The 1,302-nt window shown below is 68.0% G+C and carries 1 protein-coding gene; it reads right to left on the reverse strand.

The annotated features are described in order from the left end of the window. Nucleotides 1-95: 95 nt before the first annotated feature. Nucleotides 96-1,118: a hypothetical protein gene (locus ACWDU4_RS28240; RefSeq protein ID WP_450117268.1), complete on the reverse strand. Its 1,023-nt coding sequence runs from the start codon at nt 1,116-1,118 to the stop codon at nt 96-98. Nucleotides 1,119-1,302: the final 184 nt, after the last annotated feature.

Here is a 1,302-nt window from a genome sequence, read left to right on the forward strand (position 1 = left end):
CGGTCCGCACGGCCTGCGGCAGACCTCGCTTCCCGCCGCGGACGACACCACCCTGCCCGAGCCCTACTCGCACGGCTACATGTACGGCAGGCGCCTCAGTGCTCCCGGGCACATCGAAGGCAGGGGTTGTCGGTCCCACGCACCCACCCCTCACGAGCCAGGACGCGCTCGACTTCACGGGCCACCAGGCAGGCCGTCCGCCCGACCTCCTCCATGCCGTAGATCAGCCGGGGGCGGTCTGCGAGTTCGGCGGCGTTGTCGCGGCGACGATCTCGAAACTGGATCTCCCGCATCGAATGCGCCCATCGTCCGTCCAGCCGGACGATGAGCGGCACGCCGTGCACGGTGTAGTCGACGTCCTCCCAGAGAGTCCGGCCGTCGACGATCACCGGCCCCTGACGATCGCCGCCCGGGAGCCCGTGTGCCCGCTCCACGTCCACGGCGTAGTGGAACTCGAGCGCCGACTGGACACCGTCGGCGAGCAGTGTCACTGCCGAGGCAAGGGCGCGCCGATAACGCCGGGGTGGACGCTCGACCAGCCGGGACACCACATCTGCCAAACGGATTCGCGCATTGGTCACGGTCATGATCAGCCTGACATAGGCGGCCCGAGCGTTCGGCTCGGAGACCGCGAGGTCGATCGCGGTGTCCGCCTTCGTGGTTCGGGGATGAGCGAAGTCGATTCCGATGTAGGGGTGCGCACGGGACCGGTGCACGATCACCCCGGGATGAAGTGGTCCCGGTCCCCGTCCGGGATGCGCCGGCGGCGCCGGCCGCCTCACCCGTGGAGACTGACACAACGCGGACTTGCCGTAGGGAACCGTGACATGGACAGGGAGCCCTGCCTCCACGGGGAGCCACCCCCACTCCTCGGCGGCGGTGCGATGACTGAGAACGGAGTGACCGCCTCCGTACAGCAGCGCGGCGGACAAGGTCATTTCCCTGGTCAGCGGACCACTGCTGGTCGCGTAGACACCTCGTAGGACCGCTTGCCAGCGACGCGTTTCCAGCCGGTGACGAAGCCGGTCACGGGGATACCCGACCGAACGCAACTGCGCGCCCGAGATCACACCGTGCTGATGATCGATTAGCGCCTGGAGTTCTTCCGACCTGTACATGCATCGAAGCGTTGCCGCCCCCTCCGACTGCAACCCTTCGGCGATCCGGGGGTTGTCCACAGACACCCACTGCGTACGGAGTTGTCCACAGACGCCCACTGCGCTCGTGCGTGGATCGGCGGTGCACGCCGGCGCGACCAGCCAGGACATCCTCGACACCGCGCTCATGGTGATAGCACGGCGA

This window comes from Rhodococcus sp. NPDC003348 (genome assembly GCF_053589375.1).